The following is a 24,506-nucleotide window of genomic DNA, read 5'->3' as shown; positions in this document are numbered from 1 at the left end:
ACCACCCTGGCGGCCCGGGGCTGGACCCAGGATGCCGGTGACCTGTGGGAGGTCCTGGAGCGGCTGGAGGGCGACGGCTGCCCCCGCTACGTCGTCACCGACGTCACCAAGGACGGCACGCTGCGCGGCCCCAACCTGGACCTGCTCCGCGAGGTCTGCTCCCGTACGGACAAGCCCGTGGTCGCCAGCGGCGGCGTCTCGTCCCTGGACGACCTGCGTGCCCTGGCCTCGCTGGTCCCGATCGGCGTCGAGGGCGCCATCGTCGGCAAGGCGCTGTACGCGCAGGCCTTCACCCTTGAGGACGCCCTCGCGGCGGTACGTTCGTGATCTGCCTTTCGAGGAGCCTGTGATGAGTGTCGCGGTGCGCGTGATCCCCTGCCTGGACGTGGACGCCGGGCGGGTGGTCAAGGGCGTCAACTTCGAGAACATCAGGGACGCCGGGGACCCGGTGGAGCTGGCCCGCCGCTACGACGCGGAGGGGGCCGACGAGCTCACGTTCACTGGACATCACGGCCTCCAGCTCCGACCGGACGACCATGTACGACGTGGTCAGCCGGACCGCCGAGCAGGTGTTCATCCCGCTGTCGGTGGGCGGCGGGATACGTTCGGTGGACGATGTGAACAAGCTGCTGCGGGCGGGTGCGGACAAGGTCGTCCTGAACACCGCGGCCATCGCCAGGCCCGAGCTGCTGACCGAGGCGTCGCAGCGGTACGGGGCGCAGTGCATCGTCCTGTCGGTGGACGCCCGCCGGGTCGTCGACGGCCCGCCCACGGCCTCGGGGTTCGAGGTGACCACGCACGGCGGCCGCCGGGGCGCCGGCCTCGACGCGGTCGAGTGGGCGCGGCGGGGCGAGGAGCTCGGCGTGGGGGAGATCCTGCTCAACTCCATGGACGGCGACGGCACGCGTGACGGCTACGACCTGGAGCTGATCCGGCTCGTCCGGACCGCGGTGTCGGTCCCGGTCATCGCCAGCGGCGGCGCCGGGGAGCTGGAGCACTTCCCACCGGCGGTGGAGGCGGGGGCGGACGCGGTGCTGGCCGCCTCGGTGTTCCACTTCGGGCAGTTGAAGATCGGTGACGTCAAGGAGACGCTGCGGCTGGCGGGGCATCCGGTTCGCTGATCCCGGTTTTCCTGGATGTGGTGATTCTCAGGGTGGGGCGGCGTCCGGGGTGAGAGCGGGCGGGGTTCGCGCTGCGGCGGGCCGGTGCTCCGGGCGGCCGTCGTGGCGCGCTCCGGCGGTCAGGCCTCCGGCCTGTCGGGCGCGACGGTTACGCTTTCTTATACGCCGCCCGGAACACCGGCCCGCCTCCGCGCACCGCGATCCGGCCGTAGGGGGTGCAGGCCGTAGCCGCTCCGTCTCCGGCCGCCCAGGGTGCGCGCCGACGCTGAAGCCTCCCTGCGGGACGACCCGGGGGAGCCGCCGTAGCTGAAGCGCCCCTGCGGAAAGGAGCGCAGGGTCGGGCCTTTCGAGCGCAGGGCCGGGCCTTTCGGCGACGGTACAGCTCCTGTGACGCGGTGCGGCGCCGCGCTCACCAGCCGCCGGTGCCGAAGACGGTCTCGTCGCGGGTGCCGTCCGTGATCCACCACACCGACACTCCCCGCTCCCACCCCGATTCCTCGGAGTAGTAGGCGGACCAGGTCAGCGCCAGCTCGTCCCGGCCGTCGCCGTCGTAGTCGGCCGCCCCCTGCAGTTCTGCCCGGCGGTTCGAGCCGGACTCCTTCCGGCCGGTCGGGCTTGTGGCCGGCCCGAGCCGCTGGGTCGTCTTCCCGCTGCGACGCAGCCCGGAGCCTCCGCCGTGGAACAGCTCGACGCGGCCGGGGCCGCCGTCCTGGCCGAGGTCGACCGCGAGGTCGTCGTCCCCGTCGCCGTCGTAGTCTCCCGCCACCAGGTCCCGTGCGAACCTGATGTTCCTGAACACCTGTGGCGCACGTCGCGCCCCGCCGAAGGAGACGGTCATCACGCCGTCCACCTCGGGTGGCTCGGTCTCGTGCCCCGGTTCGCCGTGGCGTCCGCCGTCGTCGGCGACCACGACGTCGTCCCTGCCGTCCCCGTCGAAGTCGCCCACGGCCACGGTGCCGCCCTCGTTCAGTGTGGAAGGGGTGCGGGAGAGGCCGGTGGGGCCGCCCTTGAGGAGCCACGGCGCGTTCTGGCCCTCGATGCCCGAGATGTGCTCGACCAGGTCGGTGGCGCGGTGACGGCCGATCCTTCCCGCGATCATGGGGCCGGGCGCCTCTCCGTCGGGTGAGCGCCGGATGTCGTGACGCCGGGCGGTGCCGACCCAGGCGAACGGTCCGTAGAGCAGCGCCAGGTGGGTCGAGAAGAAGGGGGCCGGATTGTCCGTTTCCCGTGCCGGGATCGCCAGGTCGGCGTTGCCGTCGCCGTCGAAGTCCCCCGCGGTCCCCGCCTCCATGAGGGCGATAGAGGCCGAAAGGCTTCCGAGGGGGGTCGGTCTGACCGTGGGATCCACCCCCTTCGGGCCGCCCCACAGGATGTACGGCGCCTCCGGCTTCTTGAGCGTCTTCGCCGGACGGCCGTGGGCGAGGATGTCGGCGAAGCCGTCGCCGTTCAGATCGGCGGTGCTCGTCCCCAGGGTGAATTCCACGTGCGTGGAGGCCACCGTCGTCCGGGTCACGGGATTCAGCCCGTGCCGCGAGCCGTACACGATCACGAGATCGGGTGACCAGCGGTCGTGGGGCACGAGGAGGACCAGGTCGGCGAAGCCGTCGCCGTTGACGTCGCCGGGGTCGCGGCTGCCCTTTCCCTCGGGGGGCGGCAGTGCCACCTGCCTCTCCTGATCCGGCCGGGGGGACGACGACGGTGGTGGTGACGGCGGTTCGGGCAACAGCGCCGACGGGGTCACGTACGGCACCGGGGACGCGTCCCGCTCGGTGACGAGGGTGCATCCGCAGAGCAGCAGGGCGAGGGCCGGGAGTGTCAGGTTTCTCGTCTTTATTTTGACCTCCTATGTATTTATGGATATGTCGGGATATTAGGGCTTTGTAAGGTCGGATATGCGGCTTGCAAGTCATTCTCAAGGCGTGGATGCCGGGGTGAAAGCGGCTCATCGTACATATGAGGGGCAACAGCGAATCCCACCCGAAAGGACCACTTCCATGGGACGCGCCTCTCGTTCACTTCTCGGTCTCGCCGTCGCCGTCGCGGCGAGCGCCACCGTCCTCGCCGTGCCGACCGGCGCGCAGGCCTCGACCGCTCACAGCGCGTGCGACGCGTCACTGGTGGCACCCGAGGGCAGCCTGATCGGTGGTCTGTGGCGCTCCAACGGCGGCCAGGGCAGCGTCTACGGCTGCCCCACCAGCAAGGAGTTCGGCTACCCCGACAAGCGCGGTTCCTGGCAGACCTTCCGCAACGGCAAGATCGTCTGGTCTCCGAACCTGGGCAACGGCACCCTGGTGCGCGCGTACCAGAAGGGGAACAAAGTCGTCTTCAAATGGAGCGGCGTGGGGCGCGACTGGGACTTCTTCAACGTCCGCTGGAGCAAGGACGGCGGCCGGGCCACCCAGGTCAAGGTCGGCCGGCTGACCCCGTGGAGCGGCCAGTACGTCATGACGCCGTACTGCGACGGCGACGTGTGCAGCACCACCAACGGGCACGAGGTCAACAGGTTCGCCTTCGTCGTCCAGGGGTGCGACCGCGGCACGTTCAGCTCCGACTGCGGCCCCTGGAGCATCCCCACCTCCGTCCGTGTCGCGCACTGAGCCGTCGCGTCCGGCGAGCCGCGGGGGAGCAGGTGAGGGTCACGGCGCCGGGGGCGCTCGGGGGCGGGGTCGAGCCGGTCAGCAGGGGTGTTCGGCGGCGGGGTCGAGCCGGTCGGCGGGGGCGGGCTCGATCCCGTGGCCCGCACGGGCCGCTGACGGGCGGGATGTCGGTGGGGACGGGGTCAGGCGCCGGGGGCCTGCGGGGGCGGGGCCGCGCACCGGGGGGTGACGGTGATCGTGACCGTGCCGGTGGTGCAGCCTCCGGCCAGGGTGCACGCCTCGACCGGGACCGTCCAGGTGCCGGGCACCCGGGAGGCGCCGCCGAGCAGGCCGTCGGCGTCGATCGTGATCCCGGCGGGCAGCAGGGTGGGGTCGGGGACTCTGAAGCCGGGCGTCTCGCCTGCCGGGGCGGCCACGGTGATCCTGCCCCTCAGGGGTCGTCCGGCGGGGGCGCCGAAACGGCCGAGGACGGGGTGGGCCGCCGGGGGGCGGGGGACGGGCCGGGGGAGCGACCTGGGGAGGGATCGGGGGAGGGATCTGGGGCGCGACGTCGTCGGGGGCACTGGGGGCATCGGGGCCACGGTGGTCGGGGGGACCGGGGTGGCCGGGGAGCCGGGGAAGGGGAGGGGCGGGGCTGGATCTGGGGCGGGGACGGGGCGGGGGATGTCAAGGGGGGCCTTGAGGGGGAGCTGGAGGGCGGCGGGCCGGGCGGGGAGCGGGGGGTGGCCGGTGGCCGCAGGCGCGGTCGTCGCGGCGGCCGGGACGCTGTACGCCAGGACTCCGGCGATGATCATTCCGGCTCGGAAGAAAACCTGACTGCCCCGCATGGACGATCCCCCGTACGAGAAACGGACCTTGCCCTCACGATGCCGGAAAGATCATCAAGGGAGTGCCTCGATGTCCTCCGCGGTCAGCCATGATCGGGTCAGGGCGTTCGCCGTACGGGTGACGATGTCACGTCGAGCGAGGTGTGTCCGTACCGCTCTGTACGGCGGGGCCGCGCGGCTTCGGGCGGCGGAGGGGGGTGTGGCCTGATACCGGGGTCACCGGCCGGATTGCCGTCGTCGCGATGGCCGCGCGTCGTTTCCGGGAAGGGCTGGGCGATCGTGTGGCGGTCCGGGGGTCCGGGAGAGGTTCGCGCTCCCCCATGGATCGGCCGGGAGCGCGGTGACGATGGTTCAGGGCGGGGCCGGGCCTCGCCCGACGGTCAGTTGAGCACTCGGGTGACGAACAGAGCCAATCGATCCGCTCCGGTCACGATTCCATCGAAGACTCCGTTGACCGCACTCGCCGCTTCGGCGGGTTTGGTGAACAGATAGAAGACCACGAACGCTACCGCGAGGTAGGTGAGGACCTTCTTGACCTGCATGGGGGCCTCCTGGCAGTTCCAATCCCAGCCGTATATACCCGAATTTTATCGATCTTTGGCATCTGCGGCCCGGGTGGCTCCCGGATTTTGATGATCATACCCGGCCCACGGGGACGAGCCGTGGTCCGGTCGTGAGTCTGGCATAGGTCACACCCGCCATGGTGCGGTCGCGAGGCGATCCTGTCCAATGTTCACTGCCAGGTATACCGGTAGGGCTAGGCCTCCGGGGGATCGTGGCCGATCCGGGACGCTCGCGGGGGCTCCGGTGGCCCGCGCGGCTCCGGGTGGGGGCGGCGGGCCGGAGCCCGCCGCCCGGACGGTCCGTCGCGGGGGCAGGGGTCACGCGACGAAGCCGTGGAACCGCGTGACCTCCTGGTCGCGGTGGTGGACCACGACCTCCGTGGGGCCCATCAGGCTCTGGTGCACCTCGGCGCGGACGGCGGAACCGTCCGGCATGGTGCCCTTGAGGGTGAAGTCCCCGGCCGCCTTGGCGCTGTCGATCTCCCGGCCGTCGACCAGGAGGGCCCAGCGGGCGTGGACGGGACCGGTCTTGCCGGTCACCTCCACCGTGTGGCCGTCGATGTGGACGCTGTAGTCATCGCTCGTGAGGCTCATCGCCATCGATTTCCCGGGGGGCGGGGGTCCTAACGCGCATACCGGGATGCTTTCGCGGCGGTCTCAGACGCCCAGGGGGGCGTCCATCAGCCGGGCGACGGCCTCGTCGTCGCCGCTGACGTCGACCTTGGCGTGCGACTGGCGGCCGAAGCAGAACAGCAGCAGTTCCCCGGCCCGGCCGGTCACCTCGACCTGCTGGGTGGCGTCCCTGGGGCCGCCGATGGCGACGCCCCCGCCGATGCGGTGCAGGATCACGCGGACGGGGGAGCGGCGCAGGAACACCCGGATGCCCGCGCGCACCTGCTTCCAGAACCGTTCCTCGAGGTCGCCGGGGAGCTCGCGCGGCTCCCAGACCCGCTGGGCACGCCGTACGTCCTCGTGGTGGACGAAGTACTCCGTCGTGTTGACCACCCCGTCCAGGCCGGGCACCCGGTAGAGCCCGCCCGGTCCGGAGCGCACCAGGTCGACGAGGCCGGTGTAGCCCTTGGTGGACTTGAGAGCCTCCTGCACCCTGGCGGTGTGCCCGGCCAGCGGCTTGAGCAGGATGCCCCCGGCGGCGTCGGGGCGGCGTTCGCGGAGCACGAGGTGGGCGGCGAGGTCGAAGGTGGTCCACCCCTCGCACAGGGTGGGGGCGTCCGGGCCGAGCCGGGTGAACAGGTCGGCGAGCGCGGCGCGCTCGGAGCTGGCGTGGGACATCGGATACCTCCGTGGCGGTCCGGAGCGCGGGCTCCGGGGCTCGAACCCCCGCCTGCAGCAGTAGGGAGGAGGTCGATCGATCATTCTACCAACGCCGCCGCACGGGGTGCCGGGGCGCGGTCCCCCGGAACTTCCGGGACGGGTCCGGGAATAACCGCATGATCATCCGTGATAGGGACTTAGGTAGAAACAAGCGTGAAACAATCTTCTCCGAAGGGACATCCCCCGCGTGTCGAGCAAGGTGACCACCGCAGTCATGCGCCGGGGGCTCGGTGTCCTCGGGGTGGCCGTCCGCGCAGAGAGGTCGATCTTCACCGCGGCGGTCCTGTCCAGCGCCCTGTACGGCGTGATGACCGTCGCCGCGGCGTGGGCGCTCGGCTGGGCCACCGACCACGTCGTGCTCCCCGCCTTCCGCCAGGGGGACATCACCACCGGCACCCTCGTGGCCGGGACGCTCCTCATCCTGGGCGTGTCCCTGCTCAAGGCGCTGGGGGTGGCCGGCCGGCGCTACTTCGCCGGGGTCATGCAGTACCGGATGCAGGCCCGCTCCCGCCGCGACGTCACCCGCCAGTACCTGCGGCTCCCGCTGGCCTGGCACCACCGGCACCCGACCGGGCAGCTGCTGTCCAACGCCAGCTCCGACGTCGAGGCCGCCTGGGCGCCGCTGGCCCCGCTGCCGATGGCGGTCGGCGTGGTGGTGATGCTCGTCACCGCCGCGGTCGCGCTGGTGATCACCGATCCGGTCCTGGCCCTGGTGGGCTTCCTGGTCTTCCCGGCGATCGCCGTGCTCAACCTGGTCTACCAGCGCAGGCTCAACCCGCTGGCGACCCGCGCCCAGCAGCTGCGCGCCGAGGTCAGCGAGATCGCCCACGAGAGCTTCGACGGCGCCCTGGTCGTCAAGACCCTGGGCCGCGAGGACGAGGAGACCGCCAGGTTCACGGCCAAGGCCCACGAGCTGCGCGACGCCAACATCGCCGTCGGCCGGGTCCGCGGCCTGTTCGACCCGGTGCTGGAGGCACTGCCCACCCTGGGCGTGCTCGCCGTGCTGATGATCGGCGCGATGCGGCTGGAGAGCGGCGCGATCGGCTCCGGGGTGCTCGTCCAGGTCGCCTACCTGTTCACCCTGCTGGCCTTCCCGATCCGGGCGCTGGGCTGGGTGCTCGCCGAGCTGCCCCGCTCGGTGGTCGGCTACGAGCGGATCCGGGCCGTGCTGGACGCCAGCGGATCCATGGAGCACGGCACGGCCGACCTGCCCGGCACCGACCCGGCCCGGCTGGAGGTGCGCGAGCTGGCCTACGCCTACGGGGACGGTGACTTCCCCGTCCTGCACGAGGTGAGCCTGGAGGTCGAGCCCGGCCGGACCGTGGCCCTGGTGGGCCCCACCGGCTCGGGCAAGTCCACGCTCGCGCAGACCTTCGTCCGCCTGGTCGACCCGGCCTCGGGTGCCGTCCTGGTGGACGGCACCGACCTGCGCGAGGTCGCCAGGGGAGGCGTCAGCGGCGCGGTCGCCCTGGTGCCCCAGCAGACGTTCCTGTTCGACGACACCGTGCGCGGCAACGTCGCCCTGGGCCTGCCGGTCGCCGACGAGGAGATCTGGGCGGCCCTGCGGCTGGCCCAGGCCGACGGGTTCGTCAGCGCGCTGCCCTCGGCACTGGACACCATGGTCGGCGAGCGCGGCACCACCCTGTCCGGTGGCCAGCGCCAGCGGATCGCCCTGGCCCGCGCGCTGGTGCGCCGTCCCAGGCTGCTGATCCTGGACGACGCCACCTCCAGCGTCGACCCCCAGGTGGAGGCGCGGATCCTGTACGGGCTGCGGGACGCGGCCCAGGTCTCCACGGTCGTCGTGATCGCCTACCGGATGGCCACCATCGCCCTGGCCGACGAGGTCGTCTACCTCGACCACGGCCGGGTCACCGACCGGGGCTCGCACGAGGAGCTGCTCGCGCGCTGCGAGGGCTACCGCAACCTGGTCACCGCCTACGAACGTCAGGGCGCCGAGCGCGAGGCGCTCGCCGCGGAACACGAGGAAGAGGTCAGCGCGTGAGGGAGTACGACCGGGACCCGGCCGCCCACGGCCCGCGGGACGGGGGGCTCCGATGAGCGCGTTCCAGGGGATCGAGCGCTCCGGCCTGGCCACCGTCCGGCACGGGCTGTCGCTCACGCCGGAGTTCCGCCGGGGACTGGCCGGGACGCTCGCGCTGGCCGTGGTCGCCACGGTCGGCAAGATCATCGTGCCGATCGCCGTCCAGCAGACCATCGACACCGGGCTGGCCGGGCCCACCCCCGACCTGGCCTACGTCCGCACCACCGTGCTGATCTGCGCCGCCGCCGTGGTGCTCACCGCGCTGTGCGCGTACCTGATGAACGTGCGCCTGTATCGGGTCACCGAGTCCTCGCTGGCCACGCTGCGGGTGCGCGGCTTCCGGCACGTGCACGACCTGTCGGTGCTCACCCAGAACTCCGAGCGGCGCGGCGCGCTCGTCTCCCGGGTGACCGGCGACGTCGACCAGATCAGCACGTTCATGCAGTGGGGCGGGCTGATGATCATCATCGCCCTGGGGCAGCTGCTGGTCGCCACCGTGCTGATGTTCGTCTACTCCTGGCAGCTCGCCCTGGTGGTGTGGGCCTGCTTCCTGCCGCTCATGGTCGTCCTGCCGCGCTTCCAGCGGTGGCTGTCTGGCGCCTACACCCGGGTGCGCGAGCGCACCGGCGACATGCTGTCGGCCGTCAGCGAGGCCGTGGTCGGTGCCGCGGTGATCAGAGCGCACGGCTCGGAGGCCCGTACGGCCGAGCGGCTGGACGCCGCGATCGAGGCCAACAAGGCGGCCCAGGCCCGCACCCAGCGGATCGTGGCGACCGTGTTCCCGCTGACCGAGATCGTCGCGGCCGTCGCGCTGGCCGCGCTGGTGCTGGTCGGGGTCAGGATCGGGCTGGCGGGCGACATCAGCGAGGGGCGCCTGGTGGCCTTCCTGTTCCTGATCACGCTGTTCGTCTCGCCGATGCAGATGGCGACGGAGGTGCTCAACGAGGCGCAGAACGCCGTCGCCGGGTGGCGGCGCATCCTCGGCGTGCTCGACACCCCGGCCGACGTCGCCGACCCGGGAGACGACGGCGTCGACCTGCCGCGCGGCCCCATCTCGGTCTCCTTCGAGGACGTCGGCTTCTCCTACCCGGGCGGGGTCCCGGTGCTGCACGGGGTCTCGGCCGACATCACGCCGCGCTCGCGGATCGCCGTGGTGGGGGAGACCGGCTCGGGCAAGACGACCTTCGCCAAGCTGCTCACCCGCCTGATGGACCCGGTGTCGGGGCGGATCACGGTCGACGGCCACGACCTGCGCGACGTGCGGTTCTCCTCGCTGCGCCGCAGGATCGTCATGGTGCCCCAGGACGGGTTCCTGTTCGACGGGACCCTCGCGGAGAACATCGCCTTCGGCCGGCCCTCGGCGACCGAGACGGAGATCCGGCTGGCCCTCACCGAGCTGGGGCTCACCGACTGGCTGGAGGGGCTGCCCGCCGACCTGGAGACCAGGGTCGGCCAGCGCGGCGAGTCGCTGTCGGCGGGCGAGCGCCAGCTCGTCGCGCTGGCCCGCGCCTACCTGGCCGACCCGGACCTGCTCCTGCTGGACGAGGCCACCTCGGCGGTGGACCCGGCCACGGAGGTGCGGCTGGCCCGCGCCCTGGAGGGCGCCACCCGCGGGCGTACCGCCGTCTCCATCGCCCACCGGCTCTCCACCGCCGAGGCCGCGGACGAGGTGTTCGTCTTCGACCGCGGCCGGATCGTGCAGCGCGGCCCGCACGCCGAGCTGCTGCGGCAGCCCGGCGTCTACGCCGACCTGTACGCCTCCTGGGCCTCCTCGGCCCGTTCCTAGACGTCCCCTGGACGCCCCGCGGCCGGTCCCGGCCCCGGGACCGGCCGCGGGGGCACGACCGGTCCCGGTGGCGGGGTCACGGCCGGGACCGCTGATGGGGTCACGGCCGGTCCCGGTGACGGAGGCACGACCGGGACCGGTGGCGGGGTCACGGCCGGTCAAGACCGTCCCCGCGTCGAGGATTAGCCTGGTCACGGTGAGGTAGAGGCAGGGACGGACGGATCCCACGTTCCGTCCCGGGGAAGGGACCGATGACAGAGGTAATGGGCGAAGAGCCCATGGGCGGGCAACCGCCCGTCCCGGACGTCCGAGAGGTCATGGAACGCAGTGACCTGCTCGACGAGCTCGCGGACCTGCGGGTCGACGACGACGATGACGACGATCCCGTCCTGGTACGGGTGGACGGGTCTCCGGTCGACACCTGGCGGGAGAGGTATCCCTACTCCGAGCGGATGGACCGGGCCGAGTACGACCGGCTCAAGCGGCTGCTCCAGATCGAGCTGCTCAAGCTGCAGTACTGGATCAAGGACAACGGCGGCCGGCTGGTCGTCCTCTTCGAGGGGCGGGACGCGGCCGGCAAGGGCGGCACGATCAAGCGCTTCATGGAGCACCTCAACCCCCGCGGGGCCAACGTGGTGGCGCTGGAGAAGCCCAACGAGCGCGAGAGCACCCAGTGGTACTTCCAGCGCTACATCGCCCACCTGCCGGCCGCCGGGGAGATGGTCTTCTTCGACCGCTCCTGGTACAACCGCGCCGGCGTCGAGCGGGTGATGGGGTTCTGCACCCCCGAGGAGTACCTGGAGTTCCTGGAACAGGCTCCGGCCTTGGAGCGGATGCTCGTCCGCGACGGCGTCCACCTGGTGAAATTCTGGTTCTCGGTGTCGCGCTCGGAGCAGCGCACCCGGTTCGTGATCCGGCAGGTCGACCCGGTGCGGCAGTGGAAGCTCTCGCCGATGGACCTGAAGTCGCTCGACAAGTGGAACGACTACACCGAGGCCAAGGAGGACATGTTCGTCAACACCGACACGGAGGAGGCTCCGTGGACGGTGATCAAGAGCAATGACAAGAAGCGCGCCAGGATCGAGGCCATGCGGCACGTCCTGAGCCTGTTCGAGTACGACAACAAGGACCACAAGGTCGTCGGCAGCCCCGACCCGAAGATCGTGGTCCACGCCGCCGACGTGCTCGACGACGACCGCTCGAACTGAGCGTCCGCGCCTGCTGCTCGCCCGTACCGGGCCCCCACCCGGGGCGGGACGTGCGGTTCCTGGACGGATGGGCTGGGCCTCGGTCCGGGACGAAGGCGCCGGGTGACCGTCCGGGGGGCGGACGGGCCGGGACGGGCCGTGCCGGGACGGGCCGTGCCGGGCGCCGGGCAGCCCTGGCGGTGCGGCACAATTGCGGCATGCCCCTTGACCCCGTCATCGCCGCCCGGCTGAAGCGCACCGCAGACGGGCTCGTCCCCGCCGTGGTCCAGCAGTACGACACCGGCGAGGTGCTGATGCTCGCCTGGATGGACGACGAGGCGCTGCACCGCACGCTCACCACCGGCAGGGCCACCTACTGGTCGCGCAGCCGCGGCTCCTACTGGGTGAAGGGCGACACCTCCGGTCACGTCCAGCACGTGAGGTCCGCCGCGCTCGACTGCGACGGGGACACCCTTCTGCTCAAGGTCGACCAGGTGGGCGCCGCCTGCCACACCGGCGACCGGACCTGCTTCGATGCCGGAGAGCTGCCGGTGACCCGGGGATGACGGCCGGTTGCGGGCGGTGGATCTGGCCGGCGGCCTGCGTGGCGGGCGCCGTGCCGGTGCTGCTCGCCGCCGGACGCGACTGGTTCACCGTGACGTACGGCACCCGCCAGGTCGCCCTCTCCGCCGCCGAGCTGGTCCCCGCGCTGGGGCCCGCGGCCTGGGCGGCGCTCGCCGCCGCGGTCGCCGTGCTCGCGACGGCCGGCCTCTGGCGCGCCCTCGTCGGCGCGGTGCTGGCGCTCTGCGGCGCCGGGGTGATCGCCGCCTCCTGGTGGGGGAGCGGTACGGACGCCGCGTTGCGCCTCGCCGCCGAGCGGGCGCCGACGGCCGCGGGCACGGCCCCGCAGGTCGCCGCGGTCCCGGCCTGGCCGATCGTCGCCGCGGCCGGGGGAGCGCTCCTGCTGGTCGCGGGGCTGGTGGCGCTCCTGAGAGGTGGCCGCTGGCCGGGCATGTCCGGCCGCTACGACCGTCCGGGAACGGGCCCCGCCACCGGCCGTCCCGCCCCGGCCTCCTCGGCGCGCGGCGTCCCGAGCGAGCGGGCGCTCTGGGACGCCCTGGACGAGGGGACGGACCCGACGGCCGGCCCGGACCCCCGGGGAAGCTGAGGGGACGGACCCGACGGCCGGCCCGGACCCCCGGGAGAGCTGAGCGGGCGGTCCCGATCCGCGGGCCCGTTCCGGTACCCGAAGGCCATGACATGCTCACCGGCCGCTCGTCCTGTCGGCCGTACTCCGCCGTACCGAACGTATTTTGGCTAGTATTTCGCCCGCAACTCGGATAATCGGGAGTCGTTATGAGTTATGGCAATCAGTCCGGTGGTTATGGGCAGCCTCCGGAGAACGGCGGCTATGGCTCCCCGGACAAGGGTTCCTCCGGTTACGGCTCCACGGGCGGTTACGGTTCTCCGGGCGGATACGGTCCGGCCGGGGGATACGACTCCGCGGGCGGGTACGGGCCGGGCGGCTACGGATCGGGCGGTTACGGGCCCGGCGGGGAGTACGGGCCGGGCGGTTACGACCCCTACGGGAACCACGGCGGCTACGGCCCGCCGCCGCAGCGGGGCAACAACGGCATGGCCATCGCCGCGCTGGTCATGGGCATCGTCGGGCTGTTCTCCTGCGGCCTCCCCTCGATCGTGGGCGTCGTGCTCGGCCACATCTCGATGGGGCAGATCAAGCGGACCGGCGAGGAGGGGCGGGGCATGGCCGTCGCCGGGCTGGCGCTGTCCTACTTCGGGGTCGTGTGCTGGCTGGGCCTGGCCCTGCTGTGGCTGGTGCTGGTCGGCACGCTCGGCGGCGCCGCCCTGGTGAGCGGCGCCTGAGGCGGGACCCCATCGGGATCCCATCGGGTCCACGGCGCGGGCCCCGGCGCGGATCGGGGACGCGGCCGGGGGTCGCGGGCGCTTTCACGGGCGCCCCGGTTCACGGGCGCGGGGACCCCGCGCGGGTAGGCTGGCCGGCCGGGAGCCGATCACCGGTGGGAGGTGCTGAGGGGCGTGCCGACGAGCCGGACGGCGGGATCGCGCGCGGCCGTGGCCGCGGCGCTGGGGGTCGCGGCGCTGGCGGGTGCCGCGGTGGCCTTCGTGGCCGCGGTCGACCCCGGCGAGCCCGGTCACTATCCGCCCTGCCCGTTCCTCGTGCTGACCGGGCTGTACTGTCCCGGCTGCGGCGGGTTGCGGGCGGTGCACGCCCTCGCGCACGGCGATCCGCTGACGGCCCTGGGGTTCAACCCGCTGCTCGTGATCATGATTCCGGTGCTGGCCGCCCTCTGGGGACGCTGGACGTTGCGCGCCTGGCACGGTGGCGCCCCGGGCCCGACCGGCGGGCGGAATCCCGGAATGTCCGTGCGACCCGTGTACGCGTGGTCATTGCTCGCCGTGACCTTCGCATTTTGGATAGCACGAAATCTTCCTTTTGGGGAATTCCTAGCCCCATAGTCACCTATAGGTCTCACCCCGTGGCCGGGTGAGTGCGGCCGGGCCGATACCATCGGCGGGACAAGGGCAGTCGATCGGGAGGGGCCTTACTCGTGAGCGAGCGGAGCGAGCGAACCACGGACACGACGGCGTTCGCGAGCCTGGCCTCCGAGCTTCGCGGGGAGGGCAAGTGAACGTGCTCGAAGAGATCCTCGAGGGAGTCCGCGCCGACCTGGCCGAGCGGCAGGAGCGGGTGTCGCTGGCCGAGCTCAAGGAGCGGGCCGCGAAGGCGCCCGCCCCGCGCGACGCGTACGCGGCGCTGGGCGGCGACCAGGTGGCGGTCATCGCCGAGGTCAAGCGCTCCAGCCCGTCCAAGGGGGCCCTGGCGGCGATCGCCGACCCCGCCGCGCTGGCCGGTGACTACGAGTCGGGCGGCGCGCACGTCATCAGCGTGCTCACCGAGCGGCGCCGCTTCGGCGGCAGCCTCGACGACCTGGCGGCGGTACGCGCCGTCGTCGACATCCCGGTGCTGCGCAAGGACTTCATCGTCACCTCCTACCAGCTGTGGGAGGCCCGCGCCTACGGTGCCGACCTGGCGCTGCTGATCGTCGCGGCCCTGGACCAGAACGCGCTGGTCTCGCTCATCGAGCGGGCCGAGTCGATCGGGCTGGCCCCGCTGGTCGAGGTGCACACCGAGGAGGAGCTGGAGCGGGCGCTGGCCGCCGGTGCCCGGCTCATCGGTGTCAACGCGCGTGACCTCAAGACGCTCGAGGTGGACCGCGAGGTGTTCGCCAAGCTCGCCCCCAAGATCCCCGAGGGCATCATCAAGATCGCCGAGTCGGGCGTGCGCGGCCCCCACGACCTGCTCGCCTACGCCAGGGCCGGCGCCGACGCCGTCCTGGTCGGCGAGAGCCTGGTGACCGGCAAGGACCCGCGGGCCGCCGTGGTCGACCTGGTCACCGCCGGTGCCCATCCCGCATCCCGACCCGAGGGGCAGTAAGCAGTGACGACTCACGACGGAACCGTCCTCACCACCGCGGACCTCGCGGGCAACGGCGTGCACGGCGACGACCCCGACGTGCACGGCAAGTTCGGCATCTTCGGCGGGCGCTACGTGCCCGAGGCGCTGATCCCCGCCCTGGACGAGGTCGCCGCGGAGTACGACAGGGCCAAGAACGACGTGGCCTTCCTGCGGGAGTTCGACCACCTGCTGCGCACCTACGCCGGGCGTCCCACCACGCTGACCGAGGTGCCCCGCTTCGCCGAGCAGGCGGGCGGCGCGCGGATCATCCTCAAGCGCGAGGACCTGACCCACACCGGCGCCCACAAGATCAACAACGTGCTCGGCCAGGCCCTGCTGACCAAGCGGCTGGGCAAGACGCGGGTGATCGCCGAGACCGGTGCCGGGCAGCACGGCGTCGCCACCGCGACCGCCGCGGCCCTGATGGGCCTGGAGTGCGTGATCTACATGGGCGCCGTGGACTGCGAGCGCCAGGCGCTCAACGTCGCCCGGATGAAGCTGCTCGGCGCCACCGTCGTGCCGGTCACCAACGGCAGCCAGACCCTCAAGGACGCCATCAACGAGGCGTTCCGCGACTGGGTGGCCAACGTCGACCGCACCCACTACCTGTTCGGCACGATCGCCGGGCCGCACCCGTTCCCCGAGATCGTCCGCGACTTCGCCCGCATCATCGGCGTCGAGGCCCGCCGCCAGATGCTGGAGCTCACCGGCGCCCTGCCGGACGCGGTCGCCGCCGCGGTCGGCGGCGGCTCCAACGCCATCGGCATCTTCCACGCCTTCATCGGCGACCGCGACGTCCAGCTGCACGGCTACGAGGCGGGCGGGCGCGGCCTGGAGAGCGGCGAGCACGCCCTGACCCTCACCGAGGGCTCCGTCGGCGTGCTGCACGGCTCGCGCACGTACGTCCTCCAGGACGACGAGGGCCAGACGGTCGAGTCGCACTCGATCTCGGCCGGGCTCGACTACCCCGGCGTCGGCCCCGAGCACGCCTGGCTCAAGGACACCGGCCGCGCCACCTACCACGGCATCACCGACGCCGAGGCGATGGACGCCTTCTCGCTGCTGGCCCGTACCGAGGGCATCATCCCGGCGATCGAGTCCGCGCACGCACTCGCCGGCGCGCTCAAGCTCGGCCGCGAGATGGGCCCGGACGCCACCATCCTGGTCAACCTGTCGGGCCGGGGCGACAAGGACATGGGCACCGCCATGAAGTACTTCAACCTCTGACGACCGACCCTCTTCCCCTCCGCCACGGCCGGGGAGGACGACCCGCAACGGAAGCAACGATGACGACTCTCCAGACGGTGTTCGCCAAGGCCAAGGCGGACGACCGCGCCGCCCTCATCGGGTACCTCCCGGCGGGGTTCCCCAGCAAGGAGGGCGGCGTCTCCGTCGCCACCGCGATGGTGGAGGCGGGCTGCGACGTGATCGAGATCGGCCTGCCCTACTCCGACCCGCTCATGGACGGCCCGACGATCCAGGACGCGGTCCACCGGGCGCTGACCAACGGCACCCGCATCGCCGACGTGCTGCGCACGGTCGAGGGCGTCGCCAGGACGGGCGCCGCCACCCTGGTCATGACGTACTGGAACCCGATCGACCGCTACGGCGCCGAGCGCTTCGCCCGCGACCTGGCGAACGCGGGGGGGGTGGGCACCATCACGCCCGACCTGACCCCCGAGGAGGCCGGGCCCTGGCGCGAGGCCAGCGCCGCGGCCGGGATCGACACCGTCTTCCTGGTCGCGCCCAGCTCCACCGAGGCGCGCATCCAGGCCGTCGCCGACAGCTGCACCGGCTTCGTCTACGCGGCCTCGCTGATGGGCGTCACCGGAGCCCGCGACTCGGTCGGTGAGGCCGCCCAGGGCCTGGTCGAGCGCACCCGCCCGCACACCTCGCTCCCGGTCTGCGTCGGCCTGGGCGTCGGCACCGGCCGCCAGGCCGCCGAGGTCGCGGCCTACGCCGACGGCGTCATCGTGGGCTCGGCGTTCATCCGCCGCGTGCTGGACGCCCCCGACGAGGCCTCGGGCCTGGCGGCGGTCCGCGAGCTGGGCGCCGAGCTGGCGGCCGGCGTCCGCGGCTGACGGATCCGAAGGTCACGGGCGCGAGGCCCGGTCCCGCGCGTACGGCACCGGCCCCTCGCCCGAGGGCCCGCCGGTGCGGCGTCCGCGCGTGCGGACCGGGCCCTTGTCACGCTCCGTGTCCGTCGGGCAGGCTTATTCAACGCTTATCCGGTCCGTGATGAGGTTTTCCTCGGTACCGTGCGTTCGCCGGAGCCGTTCGTGCCCGGTCCCCGGAAAAGGAGAATGGTGGTCGTGACCGCAAACAGCCCGCGCCCAATAGGTCGCGTATCGTGATTTCAGCGCTACGCTGGGTGACGACCGTCTCGCGGCTGGTGCTGGCGGGCGTGCTGATCGTCGCGGGTTGGGGCAAGATCGGCACCCCGGCGCTCTCGGTCCAGGCGGTCGAGGCATACGAGCTGCTCCCTGAATCGCTCGCCACGGTGGTCGGCTACGGCCTGCCGATCCTGGAGATCGTCGTGGGGGTGTTGCTGGTTGTCGGGCTGCTCACCCGGACGGCGGCCGTCGTCTCGGCACTGCTGATGCTGGCGTTCGTCATCGGCATCGCCTCGGCGTGGGCGCGCGGGCTGCGCATCGACTGCGGCTGCTTCGGCGGCGGCGGCCGGCTGGCGGCCGGTGTGGAACCCGACTACCTGATCGACATCCTGCGTGACTTCGGTCTCTTCGCGCTCGGCGTGTTCGTCGCCTGGTTCCCACCGGGTCGCTTCGCGCTGGACTCCGTGCTGGGGCTGACCCCCGGCCAGGAACCGTACGACGACTTCGAGGGCGACGACGAGGAGCCCCACGAAAAGGAGACGGACTGATGGGCAAGGCCGCGCGGGAGCAGTCGGCGCGTGATCGCATCAAGTCACAGCGCGAGGAGCAGAGGAACAAGGAGCGGCGCAAGCGGGCGGTGACGGCCGGGACGGTGGCGGTCATCGCGCTGGCCGCGGTCGGCGGCGGCTGGTGGTTCGCCGCCCAGAGCAGCAGGTCCGAGCAGGTCGCCGCCGCGCTCGCGCCGGTCACCGTGGCCGCCGACGGCTCGGTGGTCATGGCCAGGCCGGGCGTGGAGAAGCCGGTCCTGGACGTCTACGAGGACTTCCAGTGCCCGGCCTGCAAGGCACTGGAGGAGACCAGCGGACCCACGATCAAGAACCTGGCGGCCGAGGGCAAGGCCAAGGTCGTCTTCCACCCGATCACGATCTTCCCGCAGCAGACCAACAAGGGCGTCACCCGGGCGAACTCGGTGCGCGCCGCCGCCGCGGCCCGCTGCGTCCCCGGGGGAGCCCCCTGGAGCGCGTTCCACGACAAGCTGTTCGAGGAGCAGCCCTCGGAGACCGCGGAGGGCTTCGCGATCCCGGACCTGATCGCCTGGGGCAAGGAGGCCGGCGTGACCGACGCCGGGTTCGACGCCTGCGTGACCAGCCAGGAGAAGGCCGCGGCGCACGCGGCCTACAGCACCAAGGTCATGGAGGGGCAGAAGCTCAGCGGCACGCCGACGCTGAAGCTCAACGGCAGCGAGGTGGACATCGAGGTCGCCTTCAAACCCGCCGAGCTACGCCAGGCCGTTCTGGATGCCGCCAAGTAGCGCGCGACACGGTAACGTCACCTGACATGCCCCTCGCCTCGATTCCCAGCCCCTCCCAGGGGGTCTGGCACCTTTTCGGCGTGGTCCCCATCCGGGCCTACGCACTGTGCATCGTGCTCGGCGTCGTCGTCGCGGTCGTCATCGGCGAACGCCGCTGGCGGGCCCGCGGCGGCCAGCCGGGAACGATCGTGGACCTCGCCGTCTGGGCCGTGCCGTTCGGCCTGGTCGGCGGGCGTATCTACCACGTCCTCACCGACTGGCAGCTCTACTTCGGGGCGGACGCGCCGAACGAGCCGTACGAGGCGCTGTTCATCTGGAACGGCGGCCTGGGCATCTGGGGCGCCGTCGCGCTGGGCGGCGTGGGCGTCTGGATCGCCTGCCGGAGGGCGGGCCTCTCGCTCACCGCGGTGGCCGACACCATCGCCCCCGGCATCGTGATCGCCCAGGGCATCGGCCGCTGGGGCAACTACTTCAACCAGGAGCTGTTCGGCAGCCCCACCGACCTGCCGTGGGGCCTGGAGATCGACCCCGACCGGCCGGGCACGGTGCCGGGCGAGGACACCTACCACCCGGCGTTCCTGTACGAGTCGATCTGGGACCTGGGCCTGGGGCTCATCCTCATCTGGGTGGGCAGCAGGTTCGCGCTCCGCCACGGGCGCCTGTTCGCGCTCTACGTCGCCGGCTACACCGTGGGCCGCTTCTGGATCGAGGGGCTGCGGGTCGACACCGCCCACAACATCCTCGGCCTGCGCCTCAACCAGTGGACCTCGATCATCGTGTTCATCGGGGCGATGATCTACTTCTGGTACGCCAGGAACAGGACCGACGACGAGCCGGTGCTCCCCGCGGGGACCGGCGGGGGCACCCCGGAGGGAGCCGTGGCGCCGGGCGAGGACCCCGGGGACCACGAGGACCACGGGAACCCCGAGGACCTCACCGCCGGCGGCGTCCGGGAGGGCGCCGGGGACGACACCCCCACGGGGACGCCCCCGGGAGGCACCACCACCGGCACCGCCACGAGCGCCACGGGCACGGCCCTGGCCGCTCCCGGTGAGGAGGGCCTCGTCGACCCGGCGCACCCCTCCGACCAGGCCGAGCCCGCCGAGAAGGCCGCGGGAGCGGCCCGGGAGGGGACGCCCGCGTCCGCTTCGAGCGCGTCCGTGCCGTCACCGGGCATGCTCGCCGGAGATGTCCCGGTCACCTCCGCCGATCCGGCGTCCGCGGATCCGGCCCACCCGGCCGACCAGGCGGAGGCCGCCGAGACCGACGGTTCCGCGAGGACCGGCGGGCCCGTCACGGTCGCGGATTCCACGGTGGCCGACGGTGCCGCCGGTTCCGGGGTGGCGCGCGGTGACGCCGTACCGGCCGTGGCCGGGGGCGACCGCGGCGAGCAGGGCGCGGCCGAGACCGTTCCCGAGGGCGGGAAAGAACGACGTTGACGTTCCGTCCAGCCATGGTCCGGGTCACCGGATCGCCCGGCGCGGGGACCTTCCCGTGCCGGGCACGGCACGGGCGCCCCGCACGCCGGAGGGCGGGATGAACGAGGAGGCCCCCCGGCAGGGCGCCGAGATGCACCACCAGCACCGTGACGTCAACGGCGGCTGGCTGCGTCCCTCGGTGTTCGGCGCGATGGACGGCCTGGTCTCGAACTTCGCCCTGATCGCCGGGGTCGCCGGCGGTGGTGCCGGCACCCGGGTCATCGTGCTGGCGGGCGTCGCGGGCCTGGCGGCGGGCGCGTTCTCCATGGCCGGAGGCGAGTACGTGTCGGTGGCCAGCCAGCGCGAGCTGGCCCTGGCCGAGATCGCCATCGAGCGGCGCGAGCTCGAACGCCACCCCGAGGCCGAGCAGGAGGAGCTGGCCAAGCTCTACCGGGACCGGGGCGTCGACCCGGCCGTGGCCGCCGAGGTGGCCCGGCAGATCTCGATGGACCCGGAGACGGCGCTGGAGGTGCACTCCGAGGCCGAGCTGGGGGTGACCTCCCGGGACCTGCCCTCGCCCAGGATCGCGGCCGTCTCCTCGTTCCTGTCGTTCGCCGTGGGCGCGCTCCTGCCGCTCCTGCCGTACCTGCTGGGCGTCACCAGCCTGGTGACCTCGGCGGTGATCTCCTGCCTGGCGCTGTTCGGCGCGGGCGCGCTCGTCTCCCGGGTCACCGCGCGCAGCTGGTGGTACAGCGGGCTGCGCCAGCTCGTGGTGGGTGTGGTCGCCGCGGCCCTGACCTTCGCCCTGGGCACCCTGCTGGGAGGAACCGGACTGTGAGCACCCCCGCGACCCCCCCTCCGGCCCCCGCCCGCAAGCGCCGCCGCTCCTCAGGCCCCGCGGAGTCGTGGAGCATCCCCCGGCTGGAGGAGTGGGGCCTGACCCGCACCCAGCAGCGGCTGCTGCTGATCCTCGGCTCGGTGGCGGGCGTGCTGATCGCCGCGGTCGCCCTCACCATGGGGATCTCCGCGATCGGCAACGACTTCGAGCCCGAGCGGGCCACCGCCTCGGTCATCGGCACCGAGGCACGGCCCGACGCCTACCGGGGCTGGCCCTCCTCGGCGGTGTTCGGGCCCATCGCGCAGAGCAAGGCCGACCCCCGGCCGCTGACGCTCAAGGAGCTCTTCCCGGCCCGGACCCTCAAGGAGGGCAGGACCACGCTGCGGCTGGCGGGCACCCGGCTGGAGAGCGGCTGCGCGGGCGCGGTCTGGGGGCAGGGGGTCGTCGACCTGCTCGCCCGGGGTGGCTGCACCCAGGTGGCCAGGGGCCTGTACGCCAGCGCCGACGGCCGCTACGTCGCCCAGTACACGCTGTTCAACCTCCGCGACGCCGCCTCGGCCGACGCGCTGGTGAACGGCCTGACCACCCTGCACCGGGGCGGCTGGGTACGGCCGCTGGAGTCGGCCAGGGCCGCCTTCCCCTCCGGTGGCCACACCGAGTCCAGCGGTCACGCCATGGGCCACTACGCCGGACTGGTCTGGTTCGGCCGGGTCGACGGCGCCGAGCCGACCCCCAGGGACGACTTCGTCTCCCTGGCCCTGACGGTCCGCGGCACCGAGAAGGCGATCTTCCGCCGGATCGTCGCGGTGGCCCCGGTCCCGGCTCCCTCCAGGTAGTCACCGGTGCACCGCGCGTCACAGTAGGCTCTGTCGTCATGCGCACGTGGATCACCGTCGTCGTCCTGGCCGTGGTCGCGGGGGCCGGGGTCTTCCTGTGGCTGAGGGACGAGCCCGCACCGCGCGCGGCCGTCCTGCGCGCCGAGACCGGCACCGCCCACTACGCGCCCATCGCCACCCGCGCCCTCGACCCCCGGCCGCTGACCGTCGCCGAGCTGTTCGACCGGCCGACGGTGTCGGCGGGCACCACCCGGCTCGCCCTCAAGGGCACCGAGGACCTCGCCGACTGCGCCGAGGCCGCCTGGGGAGGCGCGCGAGACGTGCTCGGCGGCTGCACCCAGGTGCTGCGGGCCCGGTACGAGACCCAGGACGGCACGGTCTGGGGCCAGTTCGTGATCTTCAATCTCGCCGACTCGGCCGCCGCGGACGCCCTGGTGGCGGCACTCGGGCGCGACGGCTTCGTCCGCCCGGCCCCCGGCGCGCCCGGTGGCCTGGACGGCGCGCACGGCTGGGCCCAGGTCCGTGCGCTGGGCCACTTCGTCACGGTGAGCTGGGTGGCCCCCGTGGCCCCGGTCGCCCCGGGGAAGCGGCCCGACCTCACCTACCCGCAGGTGGCGCTGGACGGCCTCAGCCTGGTGATCCAGCGACGGCTGGTGCGCTGAGGGAGTCCCGCACCGCGGCCGGGAGCTCCAGCAGCCGGTGGGCGGGCAGCTCCAGCACGGTGACGTCGGCCGCCCAGGGGGCGACGGCGGCGACGACCGCCCTGGCCTGCTTCTTCGTCAGGTCGCCCCGGGCGCCGATCAGGGCCTCGCGCCAGGTGTTGGCGAGCTTGCCGTGCGCGTTGTCCAGGATCCGGCGCAGGATCCGCTCGGCGTCCCCGGTCCGCGGAGGGTCCCCGGCCCGCGCGGTGTCTCCGGTCGGCGGGGTGTCCCCGGCCCGTTCGGTGTCCGTGGTCGGCTCGGTGTGCGCGGCCGGCTCGGTGTCCTGGGCTTGCCCGGTGTCCGGCGCGGTCGCGGCACCCCCGGGTTTTCCGGCTCCCGGGACGGGCTGCGTCACCCGTACGGCGCGGACGCCGGTGCCCTCGGCGGTGAGCCGGTAGACGGGGGAGAGCAGGTCGGCGGGGAGCTCGCGGGCGGCCGAGGCCAGGATGACGCGCACCTCCCGGGCCCGGGTGGCCAGCAGCAGCCGGGGCAGCGCGGCCTCCAGCCCGGCCGGGACGGAGATCGCCACCCGGGCCGGGTCGCTGGCGTACGGCTTGGCCAGCCAGGTCGTCAGGCGCGCCCGGGGGAGCCTGGGCAGCACGTCCCGCGGCCAGTCGCCCACCAGTACCTCCGGCACGAAACCGTCGTCCGCGCCGGGGCCCCGTTCGCCGGCAGCCGTGGCGGGGGAGGACGCGGACACCGACGCCGTGTCGGGGGAGGACGCGCCGGGGGAGCCGGCCGACTCCACCGACTGCGGGCCCCGGGTGTAGATCGCGGTGGCGGCGGCCTCGACGCGGGCCGCCACGGCGGGCCAGGTCTTCGTGGTGGGGCGCAGAACGTACAGGTCGGCGGCCGAGCCGATCGCCTCGGCGCCGAGGTAGCGGTTGAAGTCGGGGTAGATCGCCTCGTTGACGAGGTTGAGCCCGGACAGGGCCTGCTGCACCTTCAGTGCGAGCGCGGGGGTGCGCTCACTGGCCCCGTACGCCAGCAGGATCCGGCCGCGGTCGCGGTCGCGCAGCCCCTCGGCGCCGCGGGCGACGAACAGCGCGACCCCCTCGGGGGTGTAGGGCGGGTCGGTGATCGCCAGGTCGGCCCAGGCGTGCGCCGAGGCGGGCAGGCCCAGCCGCAGGTCGGCCCAGCGGGTCCGCACGGCCAGGCCCAGCCGGTCGGCCTGGTCGGAGATGTAGGCGAGGATGCGCTCGTCGATGTCGGCCACGGTCACCTCGACGCCCGGGTGCAGCAGGGCGGTGGCCAGCGAGGTCAGGTCGTGGTCGCCCACGCAGAGCAGCCGGGCGCCGTCCAGCCAGAACCGGGCGTCCAGCAGCAGGGCCCGCCGGACCACGGTCTCCCCGGTGGCGGCGACGTGATCCAGCGCGTGGCGGCCCCGGGGCGCCTTGGCGATCAGCTCGTCCATCAGCGTGACCAGGTCGGCGTGGCCGGGCAGGAGATGGGCCACCGGGTCCGCCGGGGAGACGGCGCCGGGCCCCGGCCCCTGCGCTCCCTGCGCTCTCGGCGTTCCCGCCGTCCCCGGGGTCCCGGACGGCGCGGGGGGGAGCCGGAAGCGGGTCCCGGACCTCTCCAGCCGCTCGTCCACCTCGCGCAGCAGCTCCTCGACGGTCCTCCGGGGCGTCGCGGTCTCCCTGACCAGGTCGGCGAGCGTCCACCAGCGACCGTCCGAGAGCGCCACCAGCGCGTTCCGCAGCCGCCTGCCGTCGATGCCCGCCCGCGCGACGAGCGCCATGGCCCCCTCGCCGGGCCCGGAGGCGCAGGGAGGTCCGGCGGAGGCGGAGGCCGCGAGGGCGGCGAGCGCCGGAGCGGGATCGGGTGAGGCGGAGGCTCGATCGGGATCGGAAGGGCGGCGGGTCTGGCCTGAACCGGACGCGGAGGCCCGATCGGGTGCGGGACCCGAGGCGGAGTCCGGGGCGTTCCCCGACACGCCCGAGGGGCCCGCGGTGGTGGTGGTTGTCAGATCGGCGGGGTCGCCCGACGGCACGGGGACGCTCGGTTCCATCAGGCCACCTTAGAGCCCCGACCTGGAATGTCGTGCCGCCGGAGCGCGTTCAATGAAACGGGCGAATCGCCCTTAATTCGCGCTACCAAGACCGGGTAGGCAGT

General features: G+C 73.1%; 24 protein-coding genes and 1 pseudogene. 19 read left to right on the top strand and 6 right to left on the bottom strand.

Going from position 1 to position 24,506, the window contains the following annotated elements; translation table 11 throughout:
* Positions 1-327 (top strand): HisA/HisF-related TIM barrel protein (locus ABD832_RS35010; protein WP_344904421.1); only part of this gene is annotated, 327 nt, incomplete at its 5' end.
* A 22-nt stretch (positions 328-349) separates the two neighbouring features.
* Positions 350-1,121 (top strand): annotated as a pseudogene (hisF, locus tag ABD832_RS35005) (imidazole glycerol phosphate synthase subunit HisF).
* Between the two features lie 409 nt (positions 1,122-1,530).
* On the opposite strand, the gene ABD832_RS35000 reads toward hisF, so the two are convergent.
* Positions 1,531-2,784 (bottom strand): FG-GAP repeat domain-containing protein, encoded by a 1,254-nt coding sequence (locus ABD832_RS35000; RefSeq protein WP_344904418.1) that lies wholly within the window; start codon positions 2,782-2,784, stop codon positions 1,531-1,533.
* A gap of 331 nt (positions 2,785-3,115) precedes the next feature.
* Here ABD832_RS35000 and ABD832_RS34995 point away from each other — a divergent pair, with 331 nt between their 5' ends.
* Positions 3,116-3,718, top strand: coding sequence for an LGFP repeat-containing protein (locus ABD832_RS34995; protein ID WP_344904415.1), 603 nt, complete (start codon positions 3,116-3,118; stop codon positions 3,716-3,718).
* 182 nt (positions 3,719-3,900) lie between these two features.
* On the opposite strand, the gene ABD832_RS34990 is transcribed toward ABD832_RS34995, so the two are convergent.
* The 4 genes from ABD832_RS34990 to ABD832_RS34975 all read right to left on the bottom strand — a co-directional run bounded on the left by ABD832_RS34990 (position 3,901) and on the right by ABD832_RS34975 (position 6,398).
* Positions 3,901-4,290: a putative Ig domain-containing protein gene (locus ABD832_RS34990; RefSeq protein ID WP_344904501.1), complete on the bottom strand. Its 390-nt coding sequence runs from the start codon at positions 4,288-4,290 to the stop codon at positions 3,901-3,903.
* 635 nt (positions 4,291-4,925) lie between these two features.
* The gene (locus ABD832_RS34985; protein ID WP_344904412.1) at positions 4,926-5,087 is read right to left on the bottom strand and encodes a hypothetical protein; all 162 of its coding nucleotides are present in this window, start codon (positions 5,085-5,087) and stop codon (positions 4,926-4,928) included.
* Positions 5,088-5,426: 339 nt separating this feature from the next.
* Positions 5,427-5,702 carry a hypothetical protein gene (locus tag ABD832_RS34980; protein ID WP_344904409.1) on the bottom strand — a complete coding sequence of 92 codons (276 nt, stop codon included), beginning with the start codon at positions 5,700-5,702 and terminating at the stop codon, positions 5,427-5,429.
* 63 nt (positions 5,703-5,765) lie between these two features.
* The gene (locus tag ABD832_RS34975; RefSeq protein ID WP_344904406.1) at positions 5,766-6,398 is read right to left on the bottom strand and encodes a TIGR03085 family metal-binding protein; all 633 of its coding nucleotides are present in this window, start codon (positions 6,396-6,398) and stop codon (positions 5,766-5,768) included.
* A gap of 256 nt (positions 6,399-6,654) precedes the next feature.
* On the opposite strand from ABD832_RS34975, the gene ABD832_RS34970 reads away from it, so the two are divergent.
* The 16 genes from ABD832_RS34970 (at position 6,655) to ABD832_RS34895 (ending at position 22,352) form a co-directional block, all read left to right on the top strand.
* Positions 6,655-8,442, top strand: a complete 1,788-nt coding sequence (locus ABD832_RS34970; protein ID WP_344904497.1) for an ABC transporter ATP-binding protein — start codon at positions 6,655-6,657, stop codon at positions 8,440-8,442.
* A gap of 52 nt (positions 8,443-8,494) precedes the next feature.
* Complete coding sequence (locus tag ABD832_RS34965; RefSeq protein ID WP_344904403.1) at positions 8,495-10,267, top strand: ABC transporter ATP-binding protein; 1,773 nt, start codon at positions 8,495-8,497, stop codon at positions 10,265-10,267.
* 251 nt (positions 10,268-10,518) lie between these two features.
* Positions 10,519-11,475, top strand: a complete 957-nt coding sequence (gene ppk2, locus ABD832_RS34960; RefSeq protein ID WP_344904399.1) for a polyphosphate kinase 2 — start codon at positions 10,519-10,521, stop codon at positions 11,473-11,475.
* A 197-nt stretch (positions 11,476-11,672) separates the two neighbouring features.
* Positions 11,673-12,020 (top strand): phosphoribosyl-AMP cyclohydrolase, encoded by a 348-nt coding sequence (hisI, locus tag ABD832_RS34955; protein WP_344904396.1) that lies wholly within the window; start codon positions 11,673-11,675, stop codon positions 12,018-12,020.
* Entirely contained in the window at positions 12,017-12,622 is a 606-nt protein-coding gene (locus tag ABD832_RS34950; RefSeq protein ID WP_344904393.1) for a TIGR02234 family membrane protein, read from the top strand. Before hisI ends, ABD832_RS34950 begins: the two co-directional genes overlap by 4 nt.
* A 188-nt stretch (positions 12,623-12,810) precedes the next feature.
* Positions 12,811-13,338, top strand: coding sequence for a DUF4190 domain-containing protein (locus tag ABD832_RS34945; protein ID WP_344904390.1), 528 nt, complete (start codon positions 12,811-12,813; stop codon positions 13,336-13,338).
* A gap of 174 nt (positions 13,339-13,512) precedes the next feature.
* Entirely contained in the window at positions 13,513-13,953 is a 441-nt protein-coding gene (locus ABD832_RS34940; protein ID WP_344904386.1) for a DUF2752 domain-containing protein, read from the top strand.
* 169 nt (positions 13,954-14,122) lie between these two features.
* Complete coding sequence (trpC, locus tag ABD832_RS34935) at positions 14,123-14,932, top strand: indole-3-glycerol phosphate synthase TrpC (protein ID WP_344904383.1); 810 nt, start codon at positions 14,123-14,125, stop codon at positions 14,930-14,932.
* Between the two features lie 57 nt (positions 14,933-14,989).
* Positions 14,990-16,180: a tryptophan synthase subunit beta gene (gene trpB, locus ABD832_RS34930; RefSeq protein ID WP_344904494.1), complete on the top strand. Its 1,191-nt coding sequence runs from the start codon at positions 14,990-14,992 to the stop codon at positions 16,178-16,180.
* Positions 16,181-16,239: 59 nt separating this feature from the next.
* Positions 16,240-17,034 carry a tryptophan synthase subunit alpha gene (gene trpA / locus ABD832_RS34925; protein WP_344904380.1) on the top strand — a complete coding sequence of 265 codons (795 nt, stop codon included), beginning with the start codon at positions 16,240-16,242 and terminating at the stop codon, positions 17,032-17,034.
* 269 nt (positions 17,035-17,303) lie between these two features.
* On the top strand, positions 17,304-17,834 hold the full coding sequence (locus tag ABD832_RS34920; protein ID WP_344904377.1) for a MauE/DoxX family redox-associated membrane protein: 531 nt from the start codon (positions 17,304-17,306) through the stop codon (positions 17,832-17,834).
* Positions 17,834-18,598, top strand: coding sequence for a DsbA family protein (locus tag ABD832_RS34915; RefSeq protein WP_344904374.1), 765 nt, complete (start codon positions 17,834-17,836; stop codon positions 18,596-18,598). The genes ABD832_RS34920 and ABD832_RS34915 overlap by 1 nt, the downstream gene beginning before the upstream one ends.
* A gap of 26 nt (positions 18,599-18,624) precedes the next feature.
* On the top strand, positions 18,625-20,037 hold the full coding sequence (gene lgt, locus ABD832_RS34910; RefSeq protein ID WP_344904371.1) for a prolipoprotein diacylglyceryl transferase: 1,413 nt from the start codon (positions 18,625-18,627) through the stop codon (positions 20,035-20,037).
* Positions 20,038-20,134: 97 nt separating this feature from the next.
* A complete protein-coding gene (locus ABD832_RS34905; RefSeq protein ID WP_344904367.1) occupies positions 20,135-20,854 on the top strand; it encodes a VIT1/CCC1 transporter family protein in 720 nt (239 codons plus the stop codon).
* Positions 20,851-21,690 (top strand): hypothetical protein, encoded by an 840-nt coding sequence (locus tag ABD832_RS34900; RefSeq protein WP_344904364.1) that lies wholly within the window; start codon positions 20,851-20,853, stop codon positions 21,688-21,690. The genes ABD832_RS34905 and ABD832_RS34900 overlap by 4 nt, the downstream gene beginning before the upstream one ends.
* Positions 21,691-21,728: 38 nt before the next feature.
* Entirely contained in the window at positions 21,729-22,352 is a 624-nt protein-coding gene (locus tag ABD832_RS34895; RefSeq protein WP_344904361.1) for a hypothetical protein, read from the top strand.
* Here the strand turns inward: ABD832_RS34895 and ABD832_RS34890 are convergent.
* Entirely contained in the window at positions 22,318-24,402 is a 2,085-nt protein-coding gene (locus ABD832_RS34890; protein ID WP_344904358.1) for a bis-aminopropyl spermidine synthase family protein, read from the bottom strand. The two genes, ABD832_RS34895 and ABD832_RS34890, sit on opposite strands and share 35 nt — an antisense overlap.
* Between the last annotated feature and the right edge of the window lie 104 nt (positions 24,403-24,506).

The sequence above is a fragment of the Streptosporangium longisporum genome (assembly GCF_039534895.1).
GTDB lineage: Bacteria > Actinomycetota > Actinomycetes > Streptosporangiales > Streptosporangiaceae > Streptosporangium > Streptosporangium longisporum.
The sequence above is the reverse complement of the archived record's forward strand: the minus strand, read 5'-3'. Positions and strand labels throughout refer to the sequence as shown.

What these genes read in the sequence shown, in the direction of transcription:
- ABD832_RS34995 (WP_344904415.1), top strand. Translation starts at nt 3,116, where the DNA reads ATGGGACGCGCCTCTCGTTCACTTCTCGGTCTCGCCGTCGCCGTCGCG.
- ABD832_RS34990 (WP_344904501.1), bottom strand. Translation starts at nt 4,290, where the DNA reads ATGCCCCCAGTGCCCCCGACGACGTCGCGCCCCAGATCCCTCCCCCGA.
- ABD832_RS34985 (WP_344904412.1), bottom strand. Translation starts at nt 5,087, where the DNA reads ATGCAGGTCAAGAAGGTCCTCACCTACCTCGCGGTAGCGTTCGTGGTC.
- ABD832_RS34980 (WP_344904409.1), bottom strand. Translation starts at nt 5,702, where the DNA reads ATGAGCCTCACGAGCGATGACTACAGCGTCCACATCGACGGCCACACG.
- ABD832_RS34975 (WP_344904406.1), bottom strand. Translation starts at nt 6,398, where the DNA reads ATGTCCCACGCCAGCTCCGAGCGCGCCGCGCTCGCCGACCTGTTCACC.
- ABD832_RS34970 (WP_344904497.1), top strand. Translation starts at nt 6,655, where the DNA reads ATGCGCCGGGGGCTCGGTGTCCTCGGGGTGGCCGTCCGCGCAGAGAGG.
- ABD832_RS34965 (WP_344904403.1), top strand. Translation starts at nt 8,495, where the DNA reads ATGAGCGCGTTCCAGGGGATCGAGCGCTCCGGCCTGGCCACCGTCCGG.
- ppk2 (WP_344904399.1), top strand. Translation starts at nt 10,519, where the DNA reads ATGACAGAGGTAATGGGCGAAGAGCCCATGGGCGGGCAACCGCCCGTC.
- hisI (WP_344904396.1), top strand. Translation starts at nt 11,673, where the DNA reads ATGCCCCTTGACCCCGTCATCGCCGCCCGGCTGAAGCGCACCGCAGAC.
- ABD832_RS34950 (WP_344904393.1), top strand. Translation starts at nt 12,017, where the DNA reads ATGACGGCCGGTTGCGGGCGGTGGATCTGGCCGGCGGCCTGCGTGGCG.
- ABD832_RS34945 (WP_344904390.1), top strand. Translation starts at nt 12,811, where the DNA reads ATGAGTTATGGCAATCAGTCCGGTGGTTATGGGCAGCCTCCGGAGAAC.
- trpA (WP_344904380.1), top strand. Translation starts at nt 16,240, where the DNA reads ATGACGACTCTCCAGACGGTGTTCGCCAAGGCCAAGGCGGACGACCGC.
- ABD832_RS34915 (WP_344904374.1), top strand. Translation starts at nt 17,834, where the DNA reads ATGGGCAAGGCCGCGCGGGAGCAGTCGGCGCGTGATCGCATCAAGTCA.
- lgt (WP_344904371.1), top strand. Translation starts at nt 18,625, where the DNA reads ATGCCCCTCGCCTCGATTCCCAGCCCCTCCCAGGGGGTCTGGCACCTT.
- ABD832_RS34905 (WP_344904367.1), top strand. Translation starts at nt 20,135, where the DNA reads ATGAACGAGGAGGCCCCCCGGCAGGGCGCCGAGATGCACCACCAGCAC.
- ABD832_RS34895 (WP_344904361.1), top strand. Translation starts at nt 21,729, where the DNA reads ATGCGCACGTGGATCACCGTCGTCGTCCTGGCCGTGGTCGCGGGGGCC.
- ABD832_RS34890 (WP_344904358.1), bottom strand. Translation starts at nt 24,402, where the DNA reads ATGGAACCGAGCGTCCCCGTGCCGTCGGGCGACCCCGCCGATCTGACA.